Source organism: Kamptonema sp. PCC 6506, from assembly GCF_000180455.1.
Classification (GTDB): domain Bacteria; phylum Cyanobacteriota; class Cyanobacteriia; order Cyanobacteriales; family Microcoleaceae; genus Kamptonema; species Kamptonema formosum.
In genome coordinates this window covers 1-1,008 of sequence record NZ_CACA01000197.1, presented here as the reverse complement: position 1 = coordinate 1,008, position 1,008 = coordinate 1, and the positions used below count along the sequence as shown (strand labels likewise).

General features: G+C 36.6%; 1 pseudogene. It reads left to right on the top strand.

Annotation, left to right across the window (positions count from 1 at the left end):
- Positions 1-1,008 (top strand): annotated as a pseudogene (locus tag OSCI_RS10340) (IS1634 family transposase); the annotation flags it as partial.

Genomic DNA, 1,008 nt, shown 5'->3' with positions numbered 1-1,008 from the left:
GTTCAATATCAGTAGAAGGAGCATACAAAAACTGTCAGGAAAAAAGCCAGATGATAAAAGTGTCTTTGTAGAGAGATTGAAAGAATTTAAAAACCAGTGGACATTGACGGAATCTGTGTAGCAGACAGTGCTTTATACACAGCAGAAAATTTGTCAGCAATGGCAGGAATGAAATGGATAACGAGAGTACCATTAAGCATCAAAGAAGCTCAAAATAAAATCTGCAAGATTGAAGATAGTGCCTGGGAAAACCCTGAAATAAAAGGATATAAAATAGCAGTCCAAACGAGTGATTATGCTGGCATCAAGCAAAGATGGCTAGTAATAGAAAGTAAAATCAGAAAGCAAGCAGATCTTAAAAAAATAGTCAAGCAAGTAGAGAAACAATTAGAATCAGCCAAAGCCAAACTGCGTAAGCTATCTAGGCAGGAATTTGCTTGTATTGCCGATGCGGAAACTGCAATAAAAAAGTTATCAGACTCATGGAAATATCACCAAATAACAGAAATTAAATCCCAAGAAAAAACAGTTAAAGCAACAAAAAGCAATCTCAAAAAACTCGGTCAGATACAAACAAAAGCTTATCAAGTTACGGGTGAAATAGCACCCCGAAATTCAGCGATTGAAGCGGAAAAAGTCAAATCTGGGAGATTTATATTAGCCACAAATATCTTAGATACTGAAGCAGTAAGCAATCCACAGGTATTATTGGAATATAAAGCGCAGCAAAGTAATGAGAGAGGATTTAGATTTATCAAAGATCCGTTATTTTTTACTTCCAGTGTATTCGTGAAAAAGCCGGAGCGAGTTGAAGCAATCGGAATGATAATGGGACTGTGTTTGTTAGTATATAACCTGGCGCAAAGGAAATTGAGACAACAATTATCAGCTACTAACGATCGAGTGAAAAATCAGGTAAAGAAATTAACCAATAAGCCGACAATGCGCTGGATATTTCAGATGTTTCAAGCGGTGCATTTAGTAACGATAAATGGAGCGAAGCAGGTT